Genomic DNA, 24,328 nt, shown 5'->3' on the forward strand with positions numbered 1-24,328 from the left:
ATGGATCTTTTATTTGTATTAACCATATTGATTGTCATCTTTGCTTTGGCATTTGACTTTATCAACGGGTTTCATGATACGGCAAATGCGATCGCCACCTCGGTATCGACAAAAGCGTTAAAACCAAGGCACGCCATTATAATGGCGGCTGTCATGAACTTCGCCGGCGCCATGACGTTCACAGGCGTAGCGAAAACCATTACGAGCGATATCGCCGACCCTTTCAAACTGGAAAACGGATCGGTCGTGATCCTTGCAGCTCTTATCGCGGGCATTACATGGAACCTGGTGACTTGGTATTTCGGCATTCCCAGCAGCTCATCCCACGCGATCATCGGAGCGATTGCCGGAGCTGTCATTGCATCGGAAGGATTCGCCGCGATTAAATACCACGGATTTATTAAAATTATCGAAGCACTTATATTATCGCCCGTTTTGGCGTTTGTTTTAGGATATTTGATCTACAGCATCGTCAAAGTCATTTTTAAGAACAGCAATCTGGCCAAAACGAATAAGCGGTTCCGGCGCGTTCAAATCGCGACAGCTGCCATACAGTCCTATACGCACGGCACGAACGATGCACAGAAAGCGATGGGTATCATTACGATGGCTTTAATTGCGGGTAACTTGCACAGTACAACCGATATCCCGTTCTGGGTGCAGTTTGCATGCGCCACAGCCATGGGACTCGGAACATCTGTCGGCGGCTGGAAAATCATCAAAACCGTCGGCGGAAAAATCATGAAGATCCGTCCCGTCAACGGTGTCTCTGCAGATTTGACGGGAGCCCTCATCATCTTTGGTGCGACGATCGTCCATTTGCCTGTCAGCACGACACACGTCATTTCTTCATCCATTTTAGGCGTGGGCGCTTCCCACCGGGTGAAAGGCGTTAACTGGGGCACCGCAAAGCGGATGTTGATCACATGGGTCATTACCCTTCCCATTTCGGCAACTATCGGTGCATTTGCCTATTTCATACTTGATTTATTCTTTTAATCAGCACACTCCCGTCCGAATCCAGGACGGGAGTTTTCATGTTTAAAAGAAAGCCGGCATAACAATAGAATAGGAACTGCACTATTTCTCGGGAAGAGGGAAACCAGTTATGCTGCTATTTTATCAATTCCTTGTTTGGCTCATTGTTTTGGCGCTGGCTCTGTATGTAGCTGCCGTGTGGCGTTTTGAAAAAAAGCTCACCGAAAAAACGGTCGCGATCCGAAAAACGTGGTACCTGCTTTCACAAACCCGCTTCATTACTTGATCGTTGCCGTTTTTTTCACGCTGACAGACGCTTTTATTTTCTTAAACGCCTACTTTAAAAAGCTCGGCAGCTCCGAACTCGCGACAGACACAAGAATGCTTCTCGAAGAAAACAACGACCTCCTCCACACATATCAAAACAGGCTGAAAACGTTTCAATACCTATTGAAAAACGAACCGATCCACATCTATTATGGAAATATAGAAGCGTATGCAGAAGGGATCGAAAAGCTCATCAAACGGTTTGCCGAAAAAATGAATATATCCGCTGCACTTTGCGAATATAATTCAGAAGAAAGCAAGGATCATTTGCTTGAGCATATGGAAAACCGGTTCGATGTTCAAGAAAAGCTTGAGCGCAAAGACGTTTATTATGAAGAAAACGGAAAAATGGTCCTCATTCCTTTTTCCATCCACGATTTTGACTATGTCATGAAGTTAACCTCAGAAGACCTTGTCACAGAATTTGACTACCTCCTGTTTACTTCTTTAACAAGCATCTATGATCTTCTGCTACCAAACGAAGAGGAAGGTGACGACTGATGGAGCCTGCTTTTCAGCAAGACCATGAAAGCGCAAAAAAGCGCCTCGCCTTTAAAATGTTTAAAAGGCAATCCAAAACCAATATCGCGAAATACGAAGTCAGCCCCCATACCGAACGGATTTTCCGGCAAAACGAACGGCTGATCGGCGAGTATAAAAGAAAAAAAGCTTAACGAGGACGGGAAAATTCTCCCGTCCTTATTCCGTTTTCCCGTTTCATACATACAATAAACCAATCAACTAAAAGCGCTGAATTAGGTGATGCTGTGAAAAAACTGAAAAAACAAGTCAAACACGTCGATTTCGCAAAATTTGGCCTGTCAGACTATACCTCTCTTCTCAGAAGAAGAAGCGAGAAAATCATTAAAACGCTGAACAAAAGAAAAAACAAACCGTGAAGCTTGGACTTTCCCCCTCCTTCCCTGCTGAGTAGGGGGGTTTTTTATGCCTCCAGCAGCAGCAAGTGCATCATAAAGGATGCCCCTGTCCGCCTTCTGCAACAGATTGAGGCAGCTTCTCAGAACGTATCGGTTTCACAAACAAAGCGACGCAAATAGAACCTGCCACCGCCAGCCCTCCCGCAAGCAAAAAAGCGCTTGTGAAAGCCCCGGTATACTCGACGATGTACCCTGTAACCGTCGGACCGATAATACCGGACGTATTGGCAAGAAAATGCATGAATCCGCTCACGCCCCCGACCCTGTCCGGATGAACGATATCCTGTATAATCGCCCAGTATGTGATGCCGGTCAAATACAAAAAGAAAACCGATAGTGCGACAAGGGCAACAGCTCCAAACGCAGTCGTGACAAGCCCGGCAAACCCAATGCATACCGCCGCAGCCAAAAGGCAGCACACAAGCACGGCTTTTCTCGAAAACATCTGTTTGCCCGTCAGCTTGAACAGATAGTCCGATATAAATCCCCCAAGCGCGAGACCGAGAAATCCGACAACCCACGGTATCATCGTTGCAACGCTCATATCGTGTATGCTCAGCCCCCGGGCTGACGTTAAATAGCTCGGAAACCACGTTAAGAAAAAGAATAAAATATAGTTGTAAGAAAAGAATGCGAATGCCGTAAACAGCACGGTCGGCTGCTTCAAATAAAAAGACAGCGGGATCCCGGTATCCTTTTTCGGATGCGTTTCTTTTTCAGGGGACAAACTGCGGGAATCGTCCGGCTTATCTTTCATGAATTTCATCCAGAACCAAGTCCAGATAAGCCCGATGATCATGATCAACACAAAGGAAGCTTTCCACCCCCAATGGATCGCGATCAATCCGACGATCGGTCCTGAAATGGCTCCGCCGAGCGGCGTTCCGCACATCGTCATGCCGAGCGCCCTTGCTCTTTCTTTTTGCGGAAACCAATTGTTGACCGACTTGCTCGTTGCAGCTGACAGCGGACCTTCCCCCATGCCAAAAATGACGCGGATGATAAACAGTGAGACGAAATTATATGTCAGTGCAATGGCGCCGCTGAAAACCGACCATACGACCATTGCAGCCGACAGCGTATGTTTCGCTCCATACTTATCTGATGCCCAGCCGCCGATAAAATTAAAGATGGCATATCCGATGAAAAAACTGCTGAACAGCATGCCCATCTGCGCCGGACGTATGTTCAAATCTTCCTGAATAAAAGGAGCGGCGACAGACAATGCTGAACGATCCAAATAATTAATCACTCCCGCCAAAAAAAGCATCACGATGACAAACCCGCGGCCGTTTGAAAACATGGGCAACCCCCTCTTTCCGGAATTTAGAAAACGTTTTCATTTTATGCGTTTTTACAGATGGATCAACACTTTCACAGGATTGGTTTCCGGAGCAAGTGCTGATTGAAATCCGTCAACAACATCGCGGAACGCAATCTGACCGGTAACAAACCGGTTCGCATCCGCTCCGCCATCCCTGATCGCTTTCATCACCGTCTCAAAATCGCTTCTTAATGCGTTGCGGCTGGATAAAATGGTCAGCTCCCGCTTGTGGATTTCAGGATCGGGCATGACCAGATGGCCGTGAACCAGTCCGACATAGATCAGCCGGCCCCCGTGGGCGGCGTACTGATAAGCGCTGTTCATCGATCCAAGGTGCCCTGTCGCGTCAAAGACAGCCGCCGGATAGTCGCCGTTCGTCAACCGTTTGATCTCATCTGCCGCATGTTCTCCCGCTAATACAACTTCATCGGCTTCAGCCCATTCACGGCTAAATGTGAGACGCTCATTTCTGACATCCATCGCGATGACTTTCGCCCCCTTCAATTTTGCGAATCTCATCACGCTGAGCCCGATAGGCCCCGCTCCAACGACAAGCACCGCTTCCCCTTTTTTGATATTTGCCCTTTCTGCAGCGTGGGCGCCGATGCTCAAACATTCAATGACAGCAGCTTCGCTGAGCGTCAATCCTTCTGTTTTTAGCAGGTGGTCTGCCGGGATGTTTATGTATTCCCGCATTCCCCCATCTGTATGGACACCGAGGACGTTCAGATTCACGCAGCAGTTGGGCCGGCCGCTCCGGCAGGCCATGCATGTCCCGCATTCCAAATAAGGAATAATTGACACTTGATCGCCAGGCTTAAGCATTCCGCCGGTATCATCGATGCTGACAATTTCACCGGACAGCTCGTGTCCGAGCACTCTTGGATAAGAGAAAAACGGCTGTTTTCCGCAATAAGCGTGAAAATCCGTCCCGCAAATTCCGATCCGTTTGATGCGGACCAATGCTTCCCCATCCTTAAGTTCCGGCATATTCACATCCGTCATTTTAAAATGATAAGGCTTTTCACACACAATCTGCTTCATGTATCGGCCTCCCCTTTATCGCATGGTTTAGACACCGGCATAAGCCGTAAACCCGCCATCCACCGGCACTGTTATACCGGTAACAAATCCGGACATCTTCTCATCCGCCAGCCAAAGCAGCGTCCCCAGCAAATCTTCCGGGCTGCCGAAACGCTTCATCGGGGTGTGAGAGATGATCTTCTTTGCTCTATCGGTAAATTCGCCGTTTTGATCAAGAAGAAGCCGTTCATTTTGATTGGTTAGGAAAAATCCCGGGGCAATGGCGTTGACCCTGATCCCCGTTTCAGCCAGATAGACGGCCAGCCATTTCGTAAAATTGTCGATGCCCGCTTTCGCCGCGCTGTATGCAGGCACTTTCGTCATCGGGATTTGAGCGCTCATTGAAGAAATATTGATCACGGATGCCCCTTTTTGGTTCAGCATCATTTTTGCAAATTGCTGTGTTGGAATGAAAGAACCGAGGAAGTTTAAATTGAGAACAGAACCGACATCATCGCAGTTCAGATCAAATAATGTCTTGATGTTGTCCTGGAAGAGGTGCGCGGAGCTGAATGTTTCATCTGATGTCGTGCCATTGGGGAGATTGCCGCCGGCCCCGTTCACCAATAGATCACAGCCGCCGAATCGGTCGGCCACAACGCGCTTCGCCCGTTCAATGCTTCGTTGATTGATAACATCACACTCAACGGCAATCGCTGCGCCGCCGGCTTTTCGAATAGCTTCGGCCACAAGCTCTCCTTTTTCAACGGTTCGATTAAGAATGGCAACTTTCATACCCTGCCGGCCGAGCTCTCTCGCCATCGCGCCGCAAAGCACCCCGCTGCCGCCTGTGATGACCGCAGTTTTCCCCGCTAAATTTTCATGGATTTCAAGCATTGTGAAGCCTCCCGTTTTTCTCTATTAAGCGAATCCCATATGCCCCATAAATACATGATACCGAGCGCCCTGTCATACAGACCGTAGCCGGGCCTGCACTTTTCATCCCAGATGTGGCGGCCGTGATCCGGACGCACATAGCCTGAAAAACCTGTTTCATGATAGGCTTTGACAATCCCGCAAATGTCAACGGTGCCATCTTTTGTTCTGTGCGATGTTTCGATAAAATCGCCGTTTTCGTAGACTTTGACGTTGCGGATATGGGCAAATGGAATCCGGTCAGCATACGCATGGATCATGGCGGAAAGATCGTTTTCGGGATTGGCCCCCAATGAACCGCTGCACAGTGTCACGCCATTAGCCGGATGATCGACAAGCTGAAGCAGCCTTCCGATGCTTTCTCCTGAAGTCATGATGCGCGGGAGTCCGAAAACCGGCCACGGCGGATCATCGGGATGGATCGCCATTGTGATTCCGCAGCGTGCGGCGGTTGGAATGATGTGTTCAAGAAAATAGTGAAGATGGCTCCAAAGATCCTCCTCCGTCACATTTTGATAGGCTTCAAACAGCCTTGTCAGATGCTCCAGCCGCTCCGGTTCCCAGCCCGGCATCGTGAATTCGGGGTGCTTGGCGATTTGATCGACAAGCGCAAAAGGGTCGATTGTGTGCACCTTTGCGTGCTCATAAAACAGAGCGGTGGAACCGTCTGGAGCCTTTTTGTATAAATCGGTCCGCAGCCAGTCAAATACAGGCATAAAATTGTAGCAGATCACCTTTACGCCGGCTTTGGCCAAATTTTCAATCGTTCGCTTGTATTTTTCAATATACAGATCTCTCGTCGGCAGCCCGAGCTTAATATCCTCATGTATGTTAACGCTTTCAACAACTTCAATGTGAAAACCGTGCTGTTCACACTGCCGCTTCACTTCTAAAATTTCTTCCAATGGCCATTCTTCACCTGGCGGCTGATGATGAAGCGCCCAAACGATCCCCTCTACACCGGGAATCTGCCTGATCTGCTCAAGGGTGACGGAGTCGTTTCCTTCTCCATACCATCTGAAAACCATTTTCATCACACTTCCTCCTCACCGATTCAATAAGATAAAATGATCTTTGTGACCTGATGGGGACAGTTTTTCGCTTTTTTCAACGCCTCTTCTATTTCCGTAAAAGGCATGATCTCAGTCACAAAAGACCGGGCTATTTCAGGGTTTTCATTCAAAAATTGAATGACGCCGGGAAATTGATTGACGCTGTGTTTAGTCCCGTAAATTTCAATGTCTTTCTTTGTGAGAAGAAGGCCCGGAATCGTCACATTCTCCCCCGTTAAGCCGACAATGACAATGCGCCCGGCGGCAGCTGCCAAACTGATTGATTGCTCAATCGTCGCGGGAATCCCGGCCGCTTCGAACACAATCCCCGCTCCTTCTCCGTCTGTCAGCTTCAGAATCATTTGCTCGGCATCCTCTTCACCAGGCTGTATAACGGCATCCGCACCGAATGCCTCGGCAAGCTCAAGCCTTTCCCGTACGGGATCAACAGCGATTACACGGACGTCAAAGCGCTTTTTAAGCTGTGCCAAAATCGTTAACCCGATCGGACCCATTCCCAATATGACAATCGTTTCTCCTGTTTGAATATCCGCCCGCCGAACCGCCTGCGCTCCGATTGAAAACGGCTCGCACAACGCGGCGGTCGCAAAATCCATTTGCTCAGGAATCGGATGGACATGCGTTTCCGGGACAATGATAAAATCAGCGAACCCTCCTCTGCGAACCGATCCGATCATATCGATGTTCACACAGGCGTTTGTCCTCCCTTTCCGACAAGGGTAGCAGCCTCCGCACGGAATAGCCGGTTCAATTACGACCCGTTCGCCCGCGGATCGCTCCCTCACCCCCGCCCCCGTTTTTTCAATGATGCCTGCGAGCTCATGGCCAAAAATCTGAGGGTACTGTGCATATGGATTTGAGCCGTCGTAAAAATGCACATCACTGCCGCAAATCCCGGCGGCCTTTACCTTGACAAGGACTTCGCCGCTAGCCGGTTCGGGACGCGGAATGTCGCGAAATTCAATTGAAAATGGCTTCGTCATCACCGCAGCTTTCACATCACCACTCCTTTAAAAGCGCTTACTTTTGAAATAACCGGGAAACTCATTAATGAGCATCTGTTTATCGACGATCACCAGCTGCAAATGCTCTTCGGCAATTTTCTTGGCTTTCGCCTTCTGTTTTGTTCGAATCGCTTCTGTTAATGCTGCGTGCTGCTGATGAATGTTGTTCCAGTTAAAATCGGCGGCAAGCCTTAAAAAACGGATTCTTTGGAAGGGAACGTTCATCTGCTGAATCGCAGCCCAAACATTCGCTTTTCCGCAGCCTTCAAAAATCGTCTGATGAAAAGCTTCATCCAATTCAAACAAACTTTCATAGTTTTTCTGTGTGATCGATAATTCCTGCATCTTCACATTCTGCTCCAACTTAAACATAGCTTCCTCCGGAAAGTCTTCACACGCCAGTTCAGCTACAGCCTTTTCCAGGTTTTCCCGCATAAACCTCGCTTCCTCCACCAGATCAAGGTCGATCAGCGATACGCGGGTTCCTTTCTGCGGATAGACTTCGAGAAGCCCTTCTCTCGACAGCTGCAAAAAAGCCTCTCTGACCGGAGTGCGGCTGACTTCATACCGTTCTGAAATCTCTTTTTCCGATATCAGCTCACCCGGCACAAGCCGAAACTTCATGATCTCTTCCTTCAGCATCTGATAGATTTGGTCTCTGACAGAACGCGGGTTTAATTGTTTCATTGTCATGACTCTCACCTCCTCTCCGCCATACTACCATACAAGTATGGTTGTGGGGTAGCTGTTTTTTGAAAATTTTAAAAATATAAAGGAACTTTCAAAAGTTCCTTTATTTCAAGAGAGCCAGCATTTTCGCTTTTGTCTTCGGGCCGTATATCCCGTCCGCCCCCAAACCGTACATCAGCTGAAAACGTTTCACCGCATTTGCTGTCTTCACTCCGTAGTATCCGTCGATCCCGTGGTTTTTGGCCCCTTTATCTGGGTAATAATAAAGAGCCGCAAGGGCTGTCTGAATTTGTGTGACGGCCGTTCCTTTCATCAGCGGGCTTTTCACTTTATAAATGCCGGCGGGAAGAGTCCATGTCTTGCTCTTACCGCCCGCTGACGCTTCAGCGGCTGCGAGGGCTTTTTCGGTTGACGGGCCGTAAATGCCGTCGGCTTTAATTCCCGCTTTCTTTTGCAAAGAAGCAACCGCTTGCACCGTCTCGTTTCCGTAGCTTCCGTCCGCCCCGTATTTGGGCAGCGAAAAACCGGCCGCGATCAAGCGCGTTTGCAGCTTTTTCACATGAGCGCCTGACATTCCTTTTTTGAGTATAATGCCCGACGATGAGCTTGTTTTGCTGGTGGAGGCAGCCGACACGGATACGGTTTTCGTTCCCAAAATGGCGTCTACTCTTTTACGGAAAGCTGACAATTGGCCGGCATCTTTCACCCACGGGGTTGGACAGCTTTTGTTGGTGACATCGTAATGGCGGACAATCCGATCTGTGGACAAACCGTATGTCTTGCACAAATCAGCTACAAGCTCCGCCGCATTGCGAATCGTCTTTTCATGGATTGTACCGTCTTTTTCCACGCACATTTCGACCCCGAGCGCCATGGTATTGGCATTCGGCTTCAGGAAGCTGACATAGCAGCGGTTTTGATCATGCGCATGATAAGCGACTTCCTGATCGGGAATAATATGCTGTGCCTCATGGCGGTCGACAAAATAGTGAGCCGAGGCATAACGCTTGTCAATAATGCAAGTGCCATTGAAATAATTGCGCTCATTTAAAGCGGAGGCCCCGGGCGTCGCCGTCCAATGCATGACAATTCCATTGACTGCCGCAAGCTTCAGCCCGGGACGGGTGTATTGATTGATTTTTACAAAGTTCTTGATGACTTTGACCAATTAAAACACTCCTTATCAAATTAAAAAAGAACTGCCAATGGCAGTTCTTAAAAGAAAAAAGCCCTCTTACCAAAGGACTCTTAATCTGTTCTATATTTTTTCTTTTGACTGACAATACCGAAAAGCTTTTTTAGTGTTGTTAATGGTGATGTAACAAAAGCACTGATTTTTGAGAAGAAATTTGATCCTAACAAAGCCGAGATCAAAATTGCAATTCCGAAGTAAACTATAAATTGTGTATCAGCTTTCCAATCGGCCATGAACTCCGTCCTTCTCAATAAAAATACAAAGACAGGATGGAACAAAAAAATGGAAATGGAATGATCTCCCCATTTTGTTAAAACACTTTTTTCTCCCTTTACACTCGTTAATATAAGTAAGCAAAGCCCCCCAGATAATAAATAATGCAACATTATTTTTGCATGGTAACGCTCTCCTTCATTTAAGAATCGCTCCATTCCGAAACTTCCTCTGAATAATGATTCCAAATTAGGAGTGTATTGAATATAGAAAATAGCTGCAACCGCTGTAACCACAAATAACCCTTTTGCAATATTCTCTAGGATTGATTCATAAATCATTCTCAATTTATTTTTAGAAATGAAAAATCCCGCAAAGAAAAACGGAGCAAAAGAAATTGTACGCTGAAAACTGAGTGTATACGAGGTGAAATTCGGATATATTTCCTTTATAAACTCGACGACAGGTTCAGTATACCAGCGCGAATAAAAACTAAGTGCAAAAACAATCAGAAAGATAATAGTCTTGCCAACTTTTCCTGGTCTTAATTGATGGATACCCCACGCCAAAGCATACCAAAAAATCATGCTTACGATATACCATAAATGAAATTGGGGTTTACCAAAATGAAACTGCAAGGTTTTGTAATCACCTATAAAATATAAGTACCAATCAAAAAATGATTGAAAAATAATATACAATATAAAGAAGTTGATTATTTTGCTTACTGTTGCTCTTTTGGCTAAAAAACCGCTTATAAAAATAAATAGAGGCATATGAAAAGCATAAATCAATACAAAGATTTGATAGTAATTGCCCTTATACAATTCGATTAAATGTCCAAAGACTACTAAAAATATTAGCAATCCTTTAATGTTACTTATTTTCAAGTCTTTTTCTATCAACAGGCTTCCCTCCTTTTTTAAGGATATACGAAGGGAAGCAGCAGTACAATAGCGATTATTTTTTTAATATGCCTTGTTCTTTAAGGGTTTCTTTCTGCCTCCGACCTCTGCTCGTAATATAATTATTTTTATACCATGCAATAAGTGATGCGGTAATTGTAAAAGCCGCAGACCCGGCCACATACAGAGCGTCCGCCAATGTATTAATCTGATCTTCACCAATCGGCAAAACCGGCTTACCAAACATGATCAACGTCTGATTGACTAACGCAATAAAAAGAAGCACCGTTCTGACGACCGTGCCTTTGTCGATATGTTTCATCATCTTGTCCTCCCTTATCTCTGCAATAAATTATAAAAAACAGCGATCGCTCCGCCGATGATGCCGGTGCTGACCGCTGTAATGATCGCGCCTGTGATGCTGCGCTTGATCCAAGTTGTATTCTCTTCGATTTTGTTCAGTTTTTCGTTAATTGAGATGATTTGCTGATCGTGGCGGTCTGATGTTCGTTCGAGTGTGCTGACGCGCTGTTCGAGTGATTTTTGATCAGCCTTAATTCCATTCAACTCATTCTCAAAGATGTTTGTTTCATTTAAGATCGTCAACGAATAGTTCCACTCCAATCTTTATACACTTTCCATATGTCTTCATATTAAATAAAATGTTGCTTATCCAATTTGGGACATGGTGACATATGCAGTCGCAATGGTTATAGCCTTCCCAGTATTCCTTGGCGTAATGTAAAAAGTAACTTTATCACCCGCTGCAAATTTTTGTTGCAGAAAAAGTACACATGTATTATCTGTTGTTGCGGGGTACCAGGTTCCCAGTCTTTGATACTCTTTTCCTCCGACATAACAACTTAATATATTCTCTGAATTAACCGTAATGTTTTTGCTAGTAACATACAGCCTTATTAAATAAAGACCGCTATTTTTTAAAGTTATTTCCGAATTTGATATATTATACTCTTCTAAATGATCAGCTCTTGTGACGCCAAACACTAATTTTGTCGGAATATTCTCCGACGCAGAAACAGAAGAATGTTCATGATCATAAGTATCTACATATGTTCTTTTATTAAAGTCTTCAACTGTCATCACTTTTTTCCAGCCTTTGAAAATGCCGTCAGTGTGTATTGTCCCTAACCATAATGAGTTGTCATAGCTTCGCCAAGCTTGTATCGTCTTTCTTCCGGCACCGGTTTCAATTACATCGTAATTGAACCAGGAGTCGTCGTTTTCTACAGGGTTGTTTTGAACAACATGGCCCATAGCATAATAAAAACCTGTCGGCAGCGTTAACAAATCCGTTCCGTCCGGCAGTTTTGTGCGCGTTCCATTACTATCTGTAATTTTATATAACTGTGCATTGTTCCATTTTTCCCGTTCATCTTCATTCACATGGAGATTTGTATTTCGTTCATGAGCATCAACCTTGGCTTGCGCACCATTAGTCGTTTCTTGGGTCTGCCATGGCGTCCATGTTGTTGAATCGGATTTTCTAAATCTAAAATACGACTGTTTCCCTTCGTACGATTCATAAGCAGCCTGAACTAAAGTATTGCCGAAGCTCATGACAAGCAAAAATATCCGATTTGATGAAGGTGGTGAGTTGATTCCTTCATTATAGATGAGATACATGCCTGTCTCTGTCAAAGTGTTAAAATCTGTTGTTTCTGAACTGCCTCTGTAAAAGACTTTTCCGTTATTTTCGGTTAATTTATATAACTGCCCTGCGCTCCATTTTTCCCGTTCTTTGTCAGTGATGTGAATCGAATGGTCGCTGGCATGCGCATCAGTATACGTTTTAGCCTTTTCTTCAGCTTCCTCAGCCCGCTTTGCAATCCGTTCATCGTTCACATTCAGCTGATCTATCGCTTCGTTAAATAAATCGGCATGGGCGCGGTCTGTTGTTTCAAAGCGTCTCGGTTTTTGGATGTCCACCTTGTTTCAGCTCCTTTAATAAATGTCGTCGATTTCGAAGACGAACTCGATGTCGCCGTCTTTTTGCTTGTCTGTCATCGTTCTGACCGCTGTGAATTTTCCGGCTTCATCGACAAGGGCAAGCTCGTTGATCGTCTCTCCTGCCAGTTCGCTTTCTCCCAAAGTGCATGTATAGCGGACTTTCGCCGGCTCCATGAAGACAAAGCCGTCGATTTCCTTTTGCAAGAGTTCGTTTTTCAGCGCCTGTTCGTTGCCCTGTAAAGCAACGGGTTCACCTTTATCGTTTGTACCTCCGTTTCCGAAAGCCATTTTTGTGATTTTGGTGAGCTTGCCCCCCTCAGCCCGTGCTTTTGCCATTTGCTGTCTCGCATAAAGCGTTGTCACTGTTAATTGTTGTGCCATTTTGATTTCTCCTTTACAATGCGATTTTTTGCGCCGCTGCTGCCAGCTGCTTCGTTCCGTTGAGCAAAAATGCGCCGTTTAACGTCCACCACTTCTCCCTCATTTCTAGCGCGCCTGCTTGCTTAAATTCATGCTCGCATTTGCAGCTGATTTTGAAGGACTGGATCTGTTTGTTTTGATTGGTAATGCCGGTTTTCATGCCTGCTTTTGTTTGCTGTTTCCGCCGGTTTTCAGCGGTCGCCTTTATCGTCAAGCTCGAGGCGGACCGGATGTATTGCCGCTTCTTGTGGCGCAGTGTGAGCTGCTGTTTAAACCTGCGGGGCAGACCGTCGATTTCTCGAAAACCGTTCAAGTAGAATGAATCATCAAGCAGATACTGTCCGTCCAAATAAACCGGTATCGTACCGAAAAATCCGTTTTTGCTTCTTAAAACAAGTCTGTTATGAATGCTTTTCGGCGGCCGATATTCATAATGAAACCCGCCCCGGAATGTATAAGCCAAATGGGCGGGCTTCATATGATTGACGGTTTGAATAATCGAAGGTATAAACTGCAGATCTTCACCGTTTACGCTCAGCAAAAAATGATACCGTCCGGCCGTCAGTCTGACGGAGGCGGACGGCTGTTTTAAAAAAGCATTAACCGCGCGCTCGATCGAGCGCGCAGTAATCGGCGGAATATTGGACATCTTGGTTAACAGTCGCGCCCTTCGAATATCAACGCCGTCTGAAGCCTCGCGTCTGACATTCAAAATCTTTTCCCACCTGTCCAGCCCCCATGTGGCCGTCGTGACGAAAAGCTGGTCTGTTATATCGAAAATCTCTTGATTTTGCTTCTCAAATTCGGGCGCCTCGGCCGCTAAAATGTCTTGGATCTCCCGGATTTCCGTCAAGTATGGCGGCAGATGAAAAGCCATTTCATCAATCTTGCTCAATGATGGTCACCTGCCCCAGCTTTGGAATTTCCGTTTCTGTCAACTGCAGATTTTTCGCTTCCCCGTTGATGAAGACTTCCGAATAGTCACTGACAGAGGACGATTCATAGATCATGTTGTTGATTTGCGAGAGACGGATGACGCTTTCTTTAAAGGCCATTTCTTTAAACAGCTCTGTGATTTTTTCTGCAATTTCCTGTTTGGCTTCATCGATCGTCCGGCCTGAATCAGGAATGATTTTTGCAGATATGCTGACGTCTTTCCAGACCGCACTTTCAACCGCAGTATAAGCTCCGATCGGCGCCATACCTTCCCCTTTTCCCGGATCGGGATCGATATATTGCTTGACTCTTTCGATTAATGCATCAGAGGCAGGTTCCATTTTCGCGTTTGTAATGACAACCTTTACGGTTCCCTCGCCATTCCACAGCGGAAAGACCTTCGCTTTGCCCACGCCGTCCACTTCTTCGGCCCATTGTTTGTAATGCATCTGATTCGCGCTGACCGCTTCGCGGCGGACGCGGATCAAATACCTTTCATACAGCGATTCATCCGTCTCCTCATCACGGCCGGGAATTTCAAGACTTCCCATAACCGCCTTTTCAAGCCCTGGAATGGTATCGAGCGGAAGTAAAGGCCGCCCAGACAGATTGGCGTTTCCTTTTGTCCCGGCCGTTTCACATTCAAGCTTGCCGTCTTCGAGCATGGTAAAATATAAGTCTTCCAGAAAGAAGCGGGTTCCGGGGGGAACCGATACGCCATCCGTAAAGGCTGCTGACCAAATGGCTTTGGACGCTTGATAGCGCTCAAGACCGGCCTCAGCCGCCCTTCTGTCCAAATATTCGCCCTCAGCCGTATCCGCATAAACCAAATTCAGCACTTGATCAAGCCAAATATAAGAAAGCGCCAGCTCGGCAGCTGCCGGGGCAAGCGCATTCCAAATGACGCTGTTTTCACGCTTGTCAATTTCATCTGAAATCCGCTCAAGCATGCGTTCCATGATCTCTTCAAATGTCTGGTTTTCAAACATCTTCCCCTATCACCTCCTCGATTTCCAATGTCCCTTCATCGGTTTCAACCGAAAAAGACACATGGAAGGCATCGCCTTGACGCTCAATCTCGAAATCAGTTACCGCAGAAATTCGGTCGTCATATATGAGGGCTTCCTCAATCAGTCTCGGTATCTCCATTTCTTTATAAGCGTCGGTCGTTTCATGATCTGAAAGAACCTCCTGCAGTTCATTTCCGATATTATGGCTGTAAACGGCATATGTGTAACGCTCAGTTCTCAGCGCCATGTAAACCATTTGTTCGACCGCTTCGAGTCCTGAAATCATATCACCCGTCATCCTGCCCGTTTCAAAATCAATTTTGTACGTTTTTGAAGTCTCAATCACTTCGCTGTCATCCTCGATATCTTCAAAAGATACTTCCGGTGAAAGAGCCATCCGAGCCACCTCCTACTCCTACACTCTGTCTATCACGAAAAACGACTGCCCTCCAGGCATGGCGGCAATCATCACGTGGTCGCCGGCATGCAATTGGCTGTAAAAGCGAATCGTTTTGTCTTCTCCGTCAATCCGGATCTGTTCCGTATGTTCTGTCAAATGCCTGGCCACCACCAGTAAGTCGGAGGGGATCACCAATTTATCATGATTGCGGAGCTTCAGCTTGAGCGGAGAAGCGGACACGACTTCAGCCGGCATGACATCAACAGGCGATTCAGCGTTTACGGCTCCAAGAGCCAGCTCTTTTATCGCATCGCTTAATTTCATGAAGTCGCTCCTTCAGGTATTGTATTTTTCGCGACGACATCAATCGTCATCACATGCTTTGTCCCTGCAAAATCGTGTTTATCTTTATCAACCCAATAGGTTTCTTTAATTCCCGCTTCCGGAATCGATATATAAACCGGCAGTCCGCTTTGGACTTCCGGTATGCCGAGCGCCTGTATGCTCTTCAGCTCTTTTTTGACGCCTTTCTTTTCAGCCTGTATCTTCTTCGCCCGGTCGCGCAGCTGCGCCTCGTTAATATCATCCGAAACCGTTTCTGTGTACTGGAGAACGCCGAATCTTTTCATACCGGCTTCATCGCTGGCTGATGCGGTATAGGTTTTGTTATCTTTCTGCTTTCTCAGTTTCACCCGGGTTGCTGTTTCATCAATTGACGTACTGTAAGCGTAATCGGTAATGTTCACACCTGTTTCCAAAACCCAGATATTCTCCGGTTCGGGCCACGCTCTTAAACACAGCTTTCCCTTTTCGGCATACAGCCGATAGTTTTTTCCGGTTTGCTTTTTTGTTTCCCTCAGCGCTTTTAAGATGATGTCATACAGGCTCGTATTGTCTTTAAAGACGAGTGATTTAATCGTATGTCCGGTGCTTGCGATCGCGCCTTTGGGAATTTGAAAATCGTTCGCAATTCGTTTGACAATGTCAGCGGCTGTTTTGTTCGAGAATACATAGACATCCTGGTTTTTCACCAAGTACTGAAGCATGTCGTACGCTTTAAACGTAAGCGTATATTCTTTCGGCACCCTGCTGAACACAATTCCGCGAAACAGTTCTTTTCCTTTCCATTTAAATAAAACGGTATCGCCTTCCTGCACGCTGTAATATTTATGGCTTCCCTGCTTGATCACAATCGACGCTTCGATCGAACGAGGGGCCTGGTACCTTTCTCCTTCCAATGTGACGCTTTCGGTGACAAGTTCATACCATTCGCTTTCTTTTATGACAAATAATTCGATCATCGCTATCCCCTGCTTTTGATTTAACAGAAAAACGCCGGTTCACCCGGCGCATCTTTTTATGGTATTTTCAGCTTTTGCCCCGGAAAAATCCAGTGCCCCGGCTGTTTGATGTTTCGCTTGCTTCGTTTGATCATCGCCTGTTTGTTCGCGTTCCAAATTTTCCGCCATTCCTGACTGTTTCCGTAAAAACGGCCTGCGATGTGCCAGAGCGTATCGCCTTTTTTGACGGTGTACATTTTTGGAGCCGGTTTGGACGGCCGTTTTTTCTTCGTTTTCTTTTTTTGCTTGATCTTCCGAGGTGATGCTGTTTGATACTCTTTTAATGTGAGATCAAAATCCCGGTCACCGATATCCTTTTCACCCTCACGATGCGAAAAGTTTTCGATGCTGCATGTGAAATTGATCTTCGTGCCCGTGACGAGGAATTGAACCGGTTTTTTTGCTTTCATCCACTTCTCGATTTTGAGAATCGCGTTCTCCGGTGAAAGAAACCCTTTATATTCCGCAAGCGGAGAATACTTTTTCGGAAAATGAGACGAAAATGAAATCGTCTTTGCTCCCGGTTCATTGATAAATGTAACCTCGCCGAACTTTGACACCTTTACAGACTCGTTCGCAAGATTATTGCTGACGTCAAGCTGCTCGGGAAGCACAGGGAGGCGCAGCTTTTCCTTTCCTTGCGTCAGCCAAAATTCGTACACGGATTTAGTCATAAGCTACGCTTCCTTTCGTCCCAATATGGATATCCCGTTCAAGCTCATCGACAAGAGCGCGCTTGATTTTCGCAATCAATGTTTCCTGGTCGCGCTCACTGTGATAATGATTGTCGCCGGTAATATAGATGTTGACTTCTTTGGCGCCGTTTCCAGCCGGCTGCCGGGATCGGGCCCCGCCTGCGGTGGCTGCAGCCGCCTGACCGCTTGAAATGGAACCGGATCCTTCAGCGGGGTTATGCACTTCCATTCCGAGCGCGCCTGCAGCCCGTTGAAGCAAATATCTGCCGCGGATGCCGCGCTCTTCGGGAATGATCCATTCGCGCTTGCCGCCTTCACCCACGCGGGCGATCTGCTCGCTGGTGATCAGGCCGCCGTTGGCATAGCCTTTATAAGCTCCGCCTCTTGCCATGCTTTTAATCCCCGGTGTGTTAAATGGCGACCCGTATCGTGATTTGATGTAATTGATGGCCGCTACCGCGTTGTGAACAGGATTGAAAATATCATTCATTCCTTTTCCTTTGTACGCATTAAACGTTTGGCCGATCGTCTGCATCAAACCTCTGCTCGGGTCTCCCCGCTTGGCGTTAATGTCCCAGCCGTTAGAGGCGCGCGGATTTCCGCCGGATTCCTTTTGAGCAATGACAGAAAGCGGCTGCAGCCACGACGCCGGTGAACCGGTAGCCATGATCGCCTGCATCAGCCACGACTTTACATTTCCGCCGACGGCGCCGATTCCGGAAAACGCAGCAGCCAGTGAGCCCGCTTGTTTTTCCGCAAAACTTTTGACATCGACAGAACTTAAACCTTTGACAATCCCGACCGACGCAAAACGCCCGAGATTCATCATAACCCGGGACGGAGAATGAATATCCAGCTCTTCGCGAAACGCTTTTTCCACTTTTTTCGCCAAGTTGTTTGCAGCTTGAGAAACTTCGCTGCCTTTTCCATTCATGCCGCTGATAAAGTGTCCGACCATTCCTGATCCCCAGCCTGCAGCCGACTGTTTCGAATCAAGGAACGGCTTGTTGATATTTTTATCAACATACTGCGATGTCCCGGTCGGTGTTGCATTTTGCCCGGAAGCGAAGTTTTTGACTGTATTTGCGCCCCAGGAAGATGACGTCTTCACCGTTGTTTGATAAGGCGCATTTACTTTTGCTTGAAGAAAACCGCCCGTTCCGGTCGCGGTAGTATTTTGCCCGGAAGCGAACCCGGCGACCGCCTGTTTTCCGTAATTAGACGATTCTGCCGGCAGGCTGCTAAACGGCTTGCTGATGTTTTTTTGCTTCCATTGATCAAGGGAAGGAGCGTTTGAGCCAATCCCTTTGTCAAAGCCGCCGGTGAATTCCCGACCGAAAGCCTGCGCCTCTGCCGTTATATTCCCGACGCCGACAGCAGGCGACACAGAAGCCGAATATGAAGCGGTGCTTGAAACCGGAGAAGAAGCTCCCCCGTCTCCCGCCGCGGCCCCCATATCGTCAACAACGCGCATGCCGAGCTTGGTCGCTGCCTGGGCAAGCAGCATCTTCCCGCGGCCCCGGTTGTTTTCCGTCGGGATGACAAATTCGTTTCCGGCTTCACCGATCCAGGAGATGGTCGGTTTTGTGATGTAGCCGCCTGTTGCATTTTTATCAGGATTATCTCCTGTCATGAAGTTGATGACAGCATCAATACCGCCGCCAACTTTATCCCATATTTTACCTACCCATCCGAATGCTTTCTCAAAACCGTCGCTGATCAATCCGGCAATCTTTACAATTGGCTTTTGAATATTTTTCTCAAACCAGCCGGCGACGCCTTCCCAAATGTCTGTTACCGTTTTTTTGGCCGCTTGAAATTTTTCTCCAATGGCTTCTTTTACGGTTGAAAACGTATTTTTTATCGGATTCCAAACCGTATTTATAAACCATGAGGAAACCGCGCCCCAAACTCTTTTGATCATGTTCCAGGTGAATTGAAAACGATCCCAAATCCCAGTTGCCACTTCAATGACTTTTGAAACTACGGGATTCCAAACATTTTCCGCAAACCAGCCGGCGACCGCCGTGAATGTCTCTTGTATCATCGTCCAGGCTGTTGTCAGCTGATTCCAGATCCCTGTCGCTACTTCAATCACCTTGCTGACAACAGGATCCCATACATTCTCTGCGAACCAGCCGGCGACCACCATGAATGTTTCCTGAATCATCGTCCAGGCTGTTGTCAGCTGATTCCAGATCCCTGTCGCTACTTCGATCACCTTGCCGACAACCGGATTCCAGACATTTTCCGCAAACCAGCCCGCAACTGTCATGAATGTTTCCTGAATCATCGTCCAGGCTGTGGTCAGCTGATTCCAGATCCCTGTCGCTACTTCGACCACCTTGCCGACAACAGGATTCCAGACGTTATCTGTAAACCATCCTGCTATCATCGACCAGTTTTCTTGAATGGCTCCGAGTGCCTCAGCCGATTTATCTTTTATCGTATTCCACGCTTTCTCGACACCGCCGTTGTCATCGAACATCTTCCCGAAATATTCACCGATACTTGAGCCGCCCAAGCTTCCGACCATACCTCCAATGGCCCCGCCGATTGCCGTCCCCCCCACAGGGAGAATAGCTGTGCCAATTGCAGCACCTGCTGCTGCGCCAGCTAAACCGCCGCCAATTCCTCCGCCTGCCGAACCGACTTTTTCGCCTGCGTTTTCTTTGTTCATATCCATTAACTCAGTCGCTGATAAAAGCGCTCCAGCATATGGGAGGGCTTTGCCTCCAACTTTCCCCACTTTTCGAAGACCTTTCATAAACTTGCCGCCGGATCTGTTTCTTCCCGGTCTTGTTTCTCCATTAGTGGAGGTTTCTTCACTTCCTGGCCTGCTGCTTGTTGCAGGTTCATTGATTATAGAACCTCCGCCTCCACCACAGCAGCAACAACCGCCTCCACTTTCTTCACCTTTAAACACCTTACCGAGAATGGCATCAAATGATTTGTCCCAAATCTTCTCGGGAAGCCCCTTCACCCATTCAACAAATTTACTTTTACCCGCCTTTAGAATTTCAGTCCATATGGCCTCAGCTTTCCCATCCGAATCTTTTTTGTCTTCTTTTTGTTCCGTTTTTACAATTGCGTCAATTTTAAGGATACGTTTAGCCTCAATGCTGTTAAGCTTTTTTTGCAAAGCATTCAATTTCCCGGTCGCCTGGTCGTTAATCGTAAGGGTGGCTTGATATTCCCTTGCTAAATGATTTTTCAAATAGGAGGAAATCCTGCTGGCTGTCTGGGTGATTTTATCAATGACATAGAGCGTTGCAGAGTATCCTTTTTGCAATGCACCCTTCATGTAGCCGGAAATTTTTTGAACAGCCGGGGTGACTCGGTCATTAACGGCTGCAGTTAAGAAGTATTCAGCTGATGACAATTCAGACATGATGCTTCTGATCTTTTGAATGCCCGGTGTTGCCTGATCATTTATTACAATTGAAAATTGATAGTTGTCAGGCAGCTTTTGTTTAAGCTGATTTGAAATATTGTCGATGGTTTTGCCGGCCTTATCGACTGCTGAAATTTCAAGCTGCCATGATTTCAGGTTGGCTTTTAAGAAAACATTAAGTTTTTTCAATGTTTTCTCTGCTGTTTTCGTTTTTATTTTCATTGCGAACGGGCGGCTGAGTTTTTTTCGTCTTTTTTCCAGGTCTTTAAACCCCTTCTGAATCCTTCGCAGCTTCTTAGATACCCGGTCTTCAAGTTCAAAACGTGCCGTCAGTTTTGCCATGGATTATGTACCTCCTTTCCGCGCTTCTTTTTCCAAGATTTGAAGTTTGTAGCTGATGAGTCCGTATAAAAATGCTTTAAACGGTTTTGGGGCTTCGTACAGCTCCCGGAGCTGGGATGGAGAATAGTGAAGTTCGTGCATCGCAAAATAGAGATACACCGCTTCTTTATTCCCATCCTTGATTAGTTTTTTGCTTCTTCTTCCAGATCTTCAAGATCGTCTTCAAAGCCGTTGATTTCAATCGCTTTGTTGAGCCAGTTCGCATATTCCCCTCCGACTGACAGAACGCGTTTGGCTACTTCGACCGGGTCGGCCGTTTGATAGGCTTCTCTTAATTCCTTTGAACGGAAATCAGGATAGATCGTCGATTCAATGGCGATTCGGGCGTAAAAGCGCTGGGTGTCGAGATCCTTGACGCGGCCCCTGCCTTTGATGTTTTTATAAGTCGTATTTTCTTTTTCAAGCTCGTCAATGCGCTCGGTTGTAATCGGCTTAAACACAAACGGAATGACATTGCCCTTTTTATCGACGAACCGCTTTGAGATCGGCACTTTGATTTCTTCGGCTTCAACGGTGTGTCCCGGCATAAAAAAGGATAAATCATATACTTTTTCTTCTTGTTTTTCGCTCATGTCTGCTTGCTCCTTTAACATTCAATTTTTAAATGAAAAAGCACCCTCGGCTTGACGAGAGTGCTTGGTGTTATATGTCCTGACTACTAGCCTATGTTTGAAAAGCGGGATACGGGGCTCTTTTTTAAAACGTATCTTTCAGTTTTTCAGGAACGTCAAAATCTTCAAATGTGAACGGCACTTCTTCTTCCAGCGCTTCTGAATCGACGTCAAGGCCGGCGATTTTGGCCGAGTCAAAATTCACATCATACAGTGTGACACGTTCCGTTCCGCGGCCTGATGACTGGTCGTCAAGGACGGCCTGGAGCGTGAAATACGGATCTTCGCCTTTTTTTACATAGTTCATCATTAATGTGACAAATTGAGACGTGACTTTATAAAATGTCGCCGTTCCCGTGCCGTTTGCACCTGTTGTCTTGTGGCCCGTCATGCGGCGGCCCATAATATTGACTTCGGCTTTATTCTTTTCGACGTTTGCCTCAAATGTTTTGATATGAGCCATCTCTTGTCCGTCGAGAAAAAGACGGCCTTCTTTTCCGGAAATCGTGTTTTGCGCTTTTAATGCCATATTATTTTACCTCCACATTAAAGTAGAATTTTTCTGCTGCATCAACCGGCTGAACGGCCAAATCGATTAAAAACCCGTCGCGGTCTTCATTCAGTGTGATGGCAATATCGCTTTCAGAATCAAAACCGGTAATGCCGCCGGCTTCCTGAAGCGCCGTCATATACTGAATGATCAGCGTTTTGACGTACTGCAAACCGTCGTCAGAAGCAGGAATGTCGCTGCCGCTTGCTTTTCGCGCTTTGATTAAAGCCTTTAATTCGCGGGTCAAATTATTGTTAACTCCGTCAAGGACGCGGATGATTTTATTTTTCGAGAATTTTTTGTTTTTGTCGGCAGTGAAACTCGTTAAAGAGTTGATGTCTTTTTCGACACTGACCGATTGATCGCGTGCATCAAACGTAAATAAAAACTCGCCTTTTTTCAGACGTTCGATGACCTGATCTTCATCCAGACGGTTCAGAACATCAACAGCTCCTTCGTATTCGACAAATGTCAGCGACTGGTTAAAAGTCGCGCCTGCGCTTGCTCCGGCAACCCATGCCGTCGCTTTTTCAGGCGTGATTTCTGTGCCGTCTTCCAGCACGACGCCTCCCGTTACATTGATGATGCCTTCATCGTCTCCGGCATAATCGGCGACTACGCCTTGGACTTTCTGGCCCTGCTTATCGCGGAGGCGTTTGATGAAAGCGGCAAAAGTGGCTTTCAGCTGTTCATTGTCTGCAACCGGAAGTGCGATCGTATTGAAGTATTCCGTTTCGGCCGCATCTAAAAACGCGGTGTAATCGGCAACGCTTGCTGTTCCGTTCTCTCCGCCTTCCAGTTTTGTGCCCGCTGTCAGTTCAAGCGCGCCTTCCCCTTGAAACGCGACGTACGCATTTGCGGTAAGCTCTTCTGCCGTTTTGACGGTTTGTCGGTCAGCTTCATCTGTTCCGACAAAGGTTGTGACATCAAACTTTTTAGAATCGAGCACATTTTCGGAAATGCGGATTGAAATGTCGTTCCCTTTCTCGCCCCCGTATTTTGCCGTTACACTCAGCGTTTCGCCGATTTGGGCTTTCGCCGGCGCTCCTGTGTTCAGACGGTACAGCAAAACGGTCTGTGCGTTTTTCTTCGCTTCGCGGAAAAGCAGAAGAGACGGATCATCGATGTTCAATCCCACTTTTTTATTTAAATCTTCAATGCTGGAAATCGATACGAATGATTTCGGCTCCCCCCAGCTCATGACGACAGGAAGGGCAACTGTGCCGCGCTCCCCGACGGAAACCCGCTCCTCTGCTGTCGTTTTAAAATTAAAATAAATGCCGGCACGATCTTTTTCTTTGCCTGGTGTAAATGTTCCGCCGTTCATTAATTCATGACCTCCTTGGCTAAAAATGTTTGAATAAGCTGACTTGCCTCAAGCTTTGAAATCTGCTCTTCTTTCACATGAAAAAGAGCACCGTCGAGAACTTCCGGTTTAATGCCGAAAAGCTCTTTCGCGTGCTCCCTCAGATCCTCGATGTAGAACAGCGCTTCTCGTTCCTCAAGAGGCGCCTTTTTTGCTTCGGTCTTTGTTTTTTTGCTGACTGTCAATTATTTCACCCCGTTTGTAAAATCGATTGTTTCCAGAGAAAGTTCGTTTTCCCGTTTGTACCAGTAGCGGCTGTTCCATTGAATAATAATGGACGCGGTGCCGGAATCCCCTATCCTCGTCTCGATCTGGCTGATCCTCAAGCTGTCTCCCGTGTCTTTACCCGACCGGTCAATGAGCGGGATGATGTGTCGCGCTTCCCTTACGGCGTCTGCAATGCGCTCGGCATGATCGTGGGCCTGCTGTGAATCATGGTGAAACAGTTTCACATTCAGGGTGAAGACTTTTTTAAATGTTGAAACTGTATCATTTTCATCAAAAACAGAAGGGGGAGGAAAATATAGCGACGGTATTTGAAAATGGTCGGGTATTTCCTTTTCATAACAGACGACAGGAAAGACTTGATAAAAGAAATTCATAACAGATCCCGTTTCGTCGTTCAAAGCT

28 protein-coding genes and 1 pseudogene are annotated in these 24,328 nt (G+C 46.8%); 4 read left to right on the forward strand and 25 right to left on the reverse strand.

The features are described from left to right. The 4 genes and pseudogenes from ACH97_RS09240 (at window position 1) to ACH97_RS24000 (ending at window position 2,204) form a co-directional block, all read left to right on the forward strand. A complete protein-coding gene (locus ACH97_RS09240) occupies window positions 1-999 on the forward strand; it encodes an inorganic phosphate transporter (protein ID WP_020451048.1) in 999 nt (332 codons plus the stop codon). A gap of 109 nt (window positions 1,000-1,108) precedes the next feature. Then, window positions 1,109-1,806: pseudogene (locus ACH97_RS09245) on the forward strand (type II toxin-antitoxin system SpoIISA family toxin). Beyond that, complete coding sequence (locus ACH97_RS09250) at window positions 1,806-1,979, forward strand: type II toxin-antitoxin system SpoIISB family antitoxin (protein WP_020451046.1); 174 nt, start codon at window positions 1,806-1,808, stop codon at window positions 1,977-1,979. The pseudogene ACH97_RS09245 and the gene ACH97_RS09250 overlap by 1 nt, the downstream one beginning before the upstream one ends. A gap of 93 nt (window positions 1,980-2,072) precedes the next feature. Next, window positions 2,073-2,204, forward strand: coding sequence for a hypothetical protein (locus ACH97_RS24000; RefSeq protein ID WP_023856733.1), 132 nt, complete (start codon window positions 2,073-2,075; stop codon window positions 2,202-2,204). A 70-nt stretch (window positions 2,205-2,274) separates the two neighbouring features. Here ACH97_RS24000 and ACH97_RS09255 read toward each other — a convergent pair whose 3' ends face one another. The 25 genes from ACH97_RS09255 to ACH97_RS09370 all read right to left on the reverse strand — a co-directional run bounded on the left by ACH97_RS09255 (window position 2,275) and on the right by ACH97_RS09370 (window position 24,324). Continuing rightward, window positions 2,275-3,546 carry an MFS transporter gene (locus tag ACH97_RS09255; protein WP_020451045.1) on the reverse strand — a complete coding sequence of 424 codons (1,272 nt, stop codon included), beginning with the start codon at window positions 3,544-3,546 and terminating at the stop codon, window positions 2,275-2,277. Window positions 3,547-3,597: 51 nt separating this feature from the next. Next, window positions 3,598-4,611 (reverse strand): zinc-binding alcohol dehydrogenase family protein, encoded by a 1,014-nt coding sequence (locus tag ACH97_RS09260; protein ID WP_020451044.1) that lies wholly within the window; start codon window positions 4,609-4,611, stop codon window positions 3,598-3,600. A 27-nt stretch (window positions 4,612-4,638) separates the two neighbouring features. Continuing rightward, window positions 4,639-5,487: an SDR family oxidoreductase gene (locus ACH97_RS09265; protein WP_020451043.1), complete on the reverse strand. Its 849-nt coding sequence runs from the start codon at window positions 5,485-5,487 to the stop codon at window positions 4,639-4,641. Continuing rightward, complete coding sequence (gene uxuA, locus ACH97_RS09270) at window positions 5,463-6,560, reverse strand: mannonate dehydratase (protein WP_020451042.1); 1,098 nt, start codon at window positions 6,558-6,560, stop codon at window positions 5,463-5,465. Before uxuA ends, ACH97_RS09265 begins: the two co-directional genes overlap by 25 nt. Before the next feature lie 20 nt (window positions 6,561-6,580). Then, window positions 6,581-7,597, reverse strand: a complete 1,017-nt coding sequence (locus tag ACH97_RS09275) for a zinc-binding alcohol dehydrogenase family protein (protein WP_020451041.1) — start codon at window positions 7,595-7,597, stop codon at window positions 6,581-6,583. Between the two features lie 12 nt (window positions 7,598-7,609). After that, the gene (locus ACH97_RS09280) at window positions 7,610-8,296 is read right to left on the reverse strand and encodes a GntR family transcriptional regulator (protein ID WP_020451040.1); all 687 of its coding nucleotides are present in this window, start codon (window positions 8,294-8,296) and stop codon (window positions 7,610-7,612) included. Window positions 8,297-8,396: 100 nt separating this feature from the next. Beyond that, window positions 8,397-9,461: a peptidoglycan recognition protein family protein gene (locus ACH97_RS09285; RefSeq protein ID WP_020451039.1), complete on the reverse strand. Its 1,065-nt coding sequence runs from the start codon at window positions 9,459-9,461 to the stop codon at window positions 8,397-8,399. An 80-nt stretch (window positions 9,462-9,541) separates the two neighbouring features. Beyond that, the gene (locus tag ACH97_RS09290) at window positions 9,542-10,606 is read right to left on the reverse strand and encodes an acyltransferase family protein (protein WP_048350282.1); all 1,065 of its coding nucleotides are present in this window, start codon (window positions 10,604-10,606) and stop codon (window positions 9,542-9,544) included. 55 nt (window positions 10,607-10,661) lie between these two features. After that, complete coding sequence (locus ACH97_RS09295; protein WP_041817189.1) at window positions 10,662-10,928, reverse strand: phage holin; 267 nt, start codon at window positions 10,926-10,928, stop codon at window positions 10,662-10,664. A gap of 14 nt (window positions 10,929-10,942) precedes the next feature. Next, window positions 10,943-11,212 (reverse strand): hemolysin XhlA family protein, encoded by a 270-nt coding sequence (locus tag ACH97_RS09300; protein WP_020451036.1) that lies wholly within the window; start codon window positions 11,210-11,212, stop codon window positions 10,943-10,945. A gap of 63 nt (window positions 11,213-11,275) precedes the next feature. Further along, on the reverse strand, window positions 11,276-12,553 hold the full coding sequence (locus ACH97_RS09305) for a pyocin knob domain-containing protein (RefSeq protein ID WP_020451035.1): 1,278 nt from the start codon (window positions 12,551-12,553) through the stop codon (window positions 11,276-11,278). Between the two features lie 15 nt (window positions 12,554-12,568). After that, window positions 12,569-12,955: a phage tail-collar fiber domain-containing protein gene (locus ACH97_RS09310; protein ID WP_020451034.1), complete on the reverse strand. Its 387-nt coding sequence runs from the start codon at window positions 12,953-12,955 to the stop codon at window positions 12,569-12,571. Window positions 12,956-12,968: 13 nt separating this feature from the next. Then, window positions 12,969-13,889, reverse strand: a complete 921-nt coding sequence (locus ACH97_RS24445) for a YmfQ family protein (RefSeq protein ID WP_048350281.1) — start codon at window positions 13,887-13,889, stop codon at window positions 12,969-12,971. After that, window positions 13,876-14,919 (reverse strand): baseplate J/gp47 family protein, encoded by a 1,044-nt coding sequence (locus ACH97_RS09320; protein ID WP_050820764.1) that lies wholly within the window; start codon window positions 14,917-14,919, stop codon window positions 13,876-13,878. The genes ACH97_RS24445 and ACH97_RS09320 overlap by 14 nt, the downstream gene beginning before the upstream one ends. Continuing rightward, entirely contained in the window at window positions 14,912-15,337 is a 426-nt protein-coding gene (locus ACH97_RS09325) for a DUF2634 domain-containing protein (protein WP_020451031.1), read from the reverse strand. The genes ACH97_RS09320 and ACH97_RS09325 overlap by 8 nt, the downstream gene beginning before the upstream one ends. Before the next feature lie 18 nt (window positions 15,338-15,355). Further along, window positions 15,356-15,664, reverse strand: coding sequence for a DUF2577 domain-containing protein (locus ACH97_RS09330; protein WP_023856723.1), 309 nt, complete (start codon window positions 15,662-15,664; stop codon window positions 15,356-15,358). After that, entirely contained in the window at window positions 15,661-16,641 is a 981-nt protein-coding gene (locus ACH97_RS09335) for an XkdQ/YqbQ family protein (protein WP_050820765.1), read from the reverse strand. Before ACH97_RS09335 ends, ACH97_RS09330 begins: the two co-directional genes overlap by 4 nt. A 56-nt stretch (window positions 16,642-16,697) precedes the next feature. Further along, a complete protein-coding gene (locus ACH97_RS09340) occupies window positions 16,698-17,354 on the reverse strand; it encodes a LysM peptidoglycan-binding domain-containing protein (protein ID WP_020451028.1) in 657 nt (218 codons plus the stop codon). Further along, a complete protein-coding gene (locus tag ACH97_RS09345; protein WP_020451027.1) occupies window positions 17,347-21,111 on the reverse strand; it encodes a transglycosylase SLT domain-containing protein in 3,765 nt (1,254 codons plus the stop codon). Before ACH97_RS09345 ends, ACH97_RS09340 begins: the two co-directional genes overlap by 8 nt. A 3-nt stretch (window positions 21,112-21,114) precedes the next feature. After that, window positions 21,115-21,252, reverse strand: a complete 138-nt coding sequence (locus ACH97_RS23415; protein WP_095290311.1) for a hypothetical protein — start codon at window positions 21,250-21,252, stop codon at window positions 21,115-21,117. A gap of 41 nt (window positions 21,253-21,293) precedes the next feature. Next, window positions 21,294-21,743 (reverse strand): phage tail assembly chaperone, encoded by a 450-nt coding sequence (locus ACH97_RS09350; RefSeq protein ID WP_020451025.1) that lies wholly within the window; start codon window positions 21,741-21,743, stop codon window positions 21,294-21,296. Between the two features lie 124 nt (window positions 21,744-21,867). Beyond that, window positions 21,868-22,311, reverse strand: coding sequence for a phage tail tube protein (locus ACH97_RS09355; RefSeq protein ID WP_020451024.1), 444 nt, complete (start codon window positions 22,309-22,311; stop codon window positions 21,868-21,870). Between the two features lies 1 nt (window position 22,312). After that, a complete protein-coding gene (locus ACH97_RS09360; protein WP_020451023.1) occupies window positions 22,313-23,659 on the reverse strand; it encodes a phage tail sheath family protein in 1,347 nt (448 codons plus the stop codon). After that, the gene (locus ACH97_RS09365; protein WP_020451022.1) at window positions 23,659-23,883 is read right to left on the reverse strand and encodes a YqzN/YkzM domain-containing protein; all 225 of its coding nucleotides are present in this window, start codon (window positions 23,881-23,883) and stop codon (window positions 23,659-23,661) included. The genes ACH97_RS09360 and ACH97_RS09365 overlap by 1 nt, the downstream gene beginning before the upstream one ends. Then, complete coding sequence (locus tag ACH97_RS09370; RefSeq protein WP_048350218.1) at window positions 23,884-24,324, reverse strand: hypothetical protein; 441 nt, start codon at window positions 24,322-24,324, stop codon at window positions 23,884-23,886. It lies immediately after the preceding gene. Window positions 24,325-24,328: the final 4 nt, after the last annotated feature.

The sequence above is a fragment of the Bacillus paralicheniformis genome (genome assembly GCF_001042485.2).
Taxonomy (GTDB): domain Bacteria; phylum Bacillota; class Bacilli; order Bacillales; family Bacillaceae; genus Bacillus; species Bacillus paralicheniformis.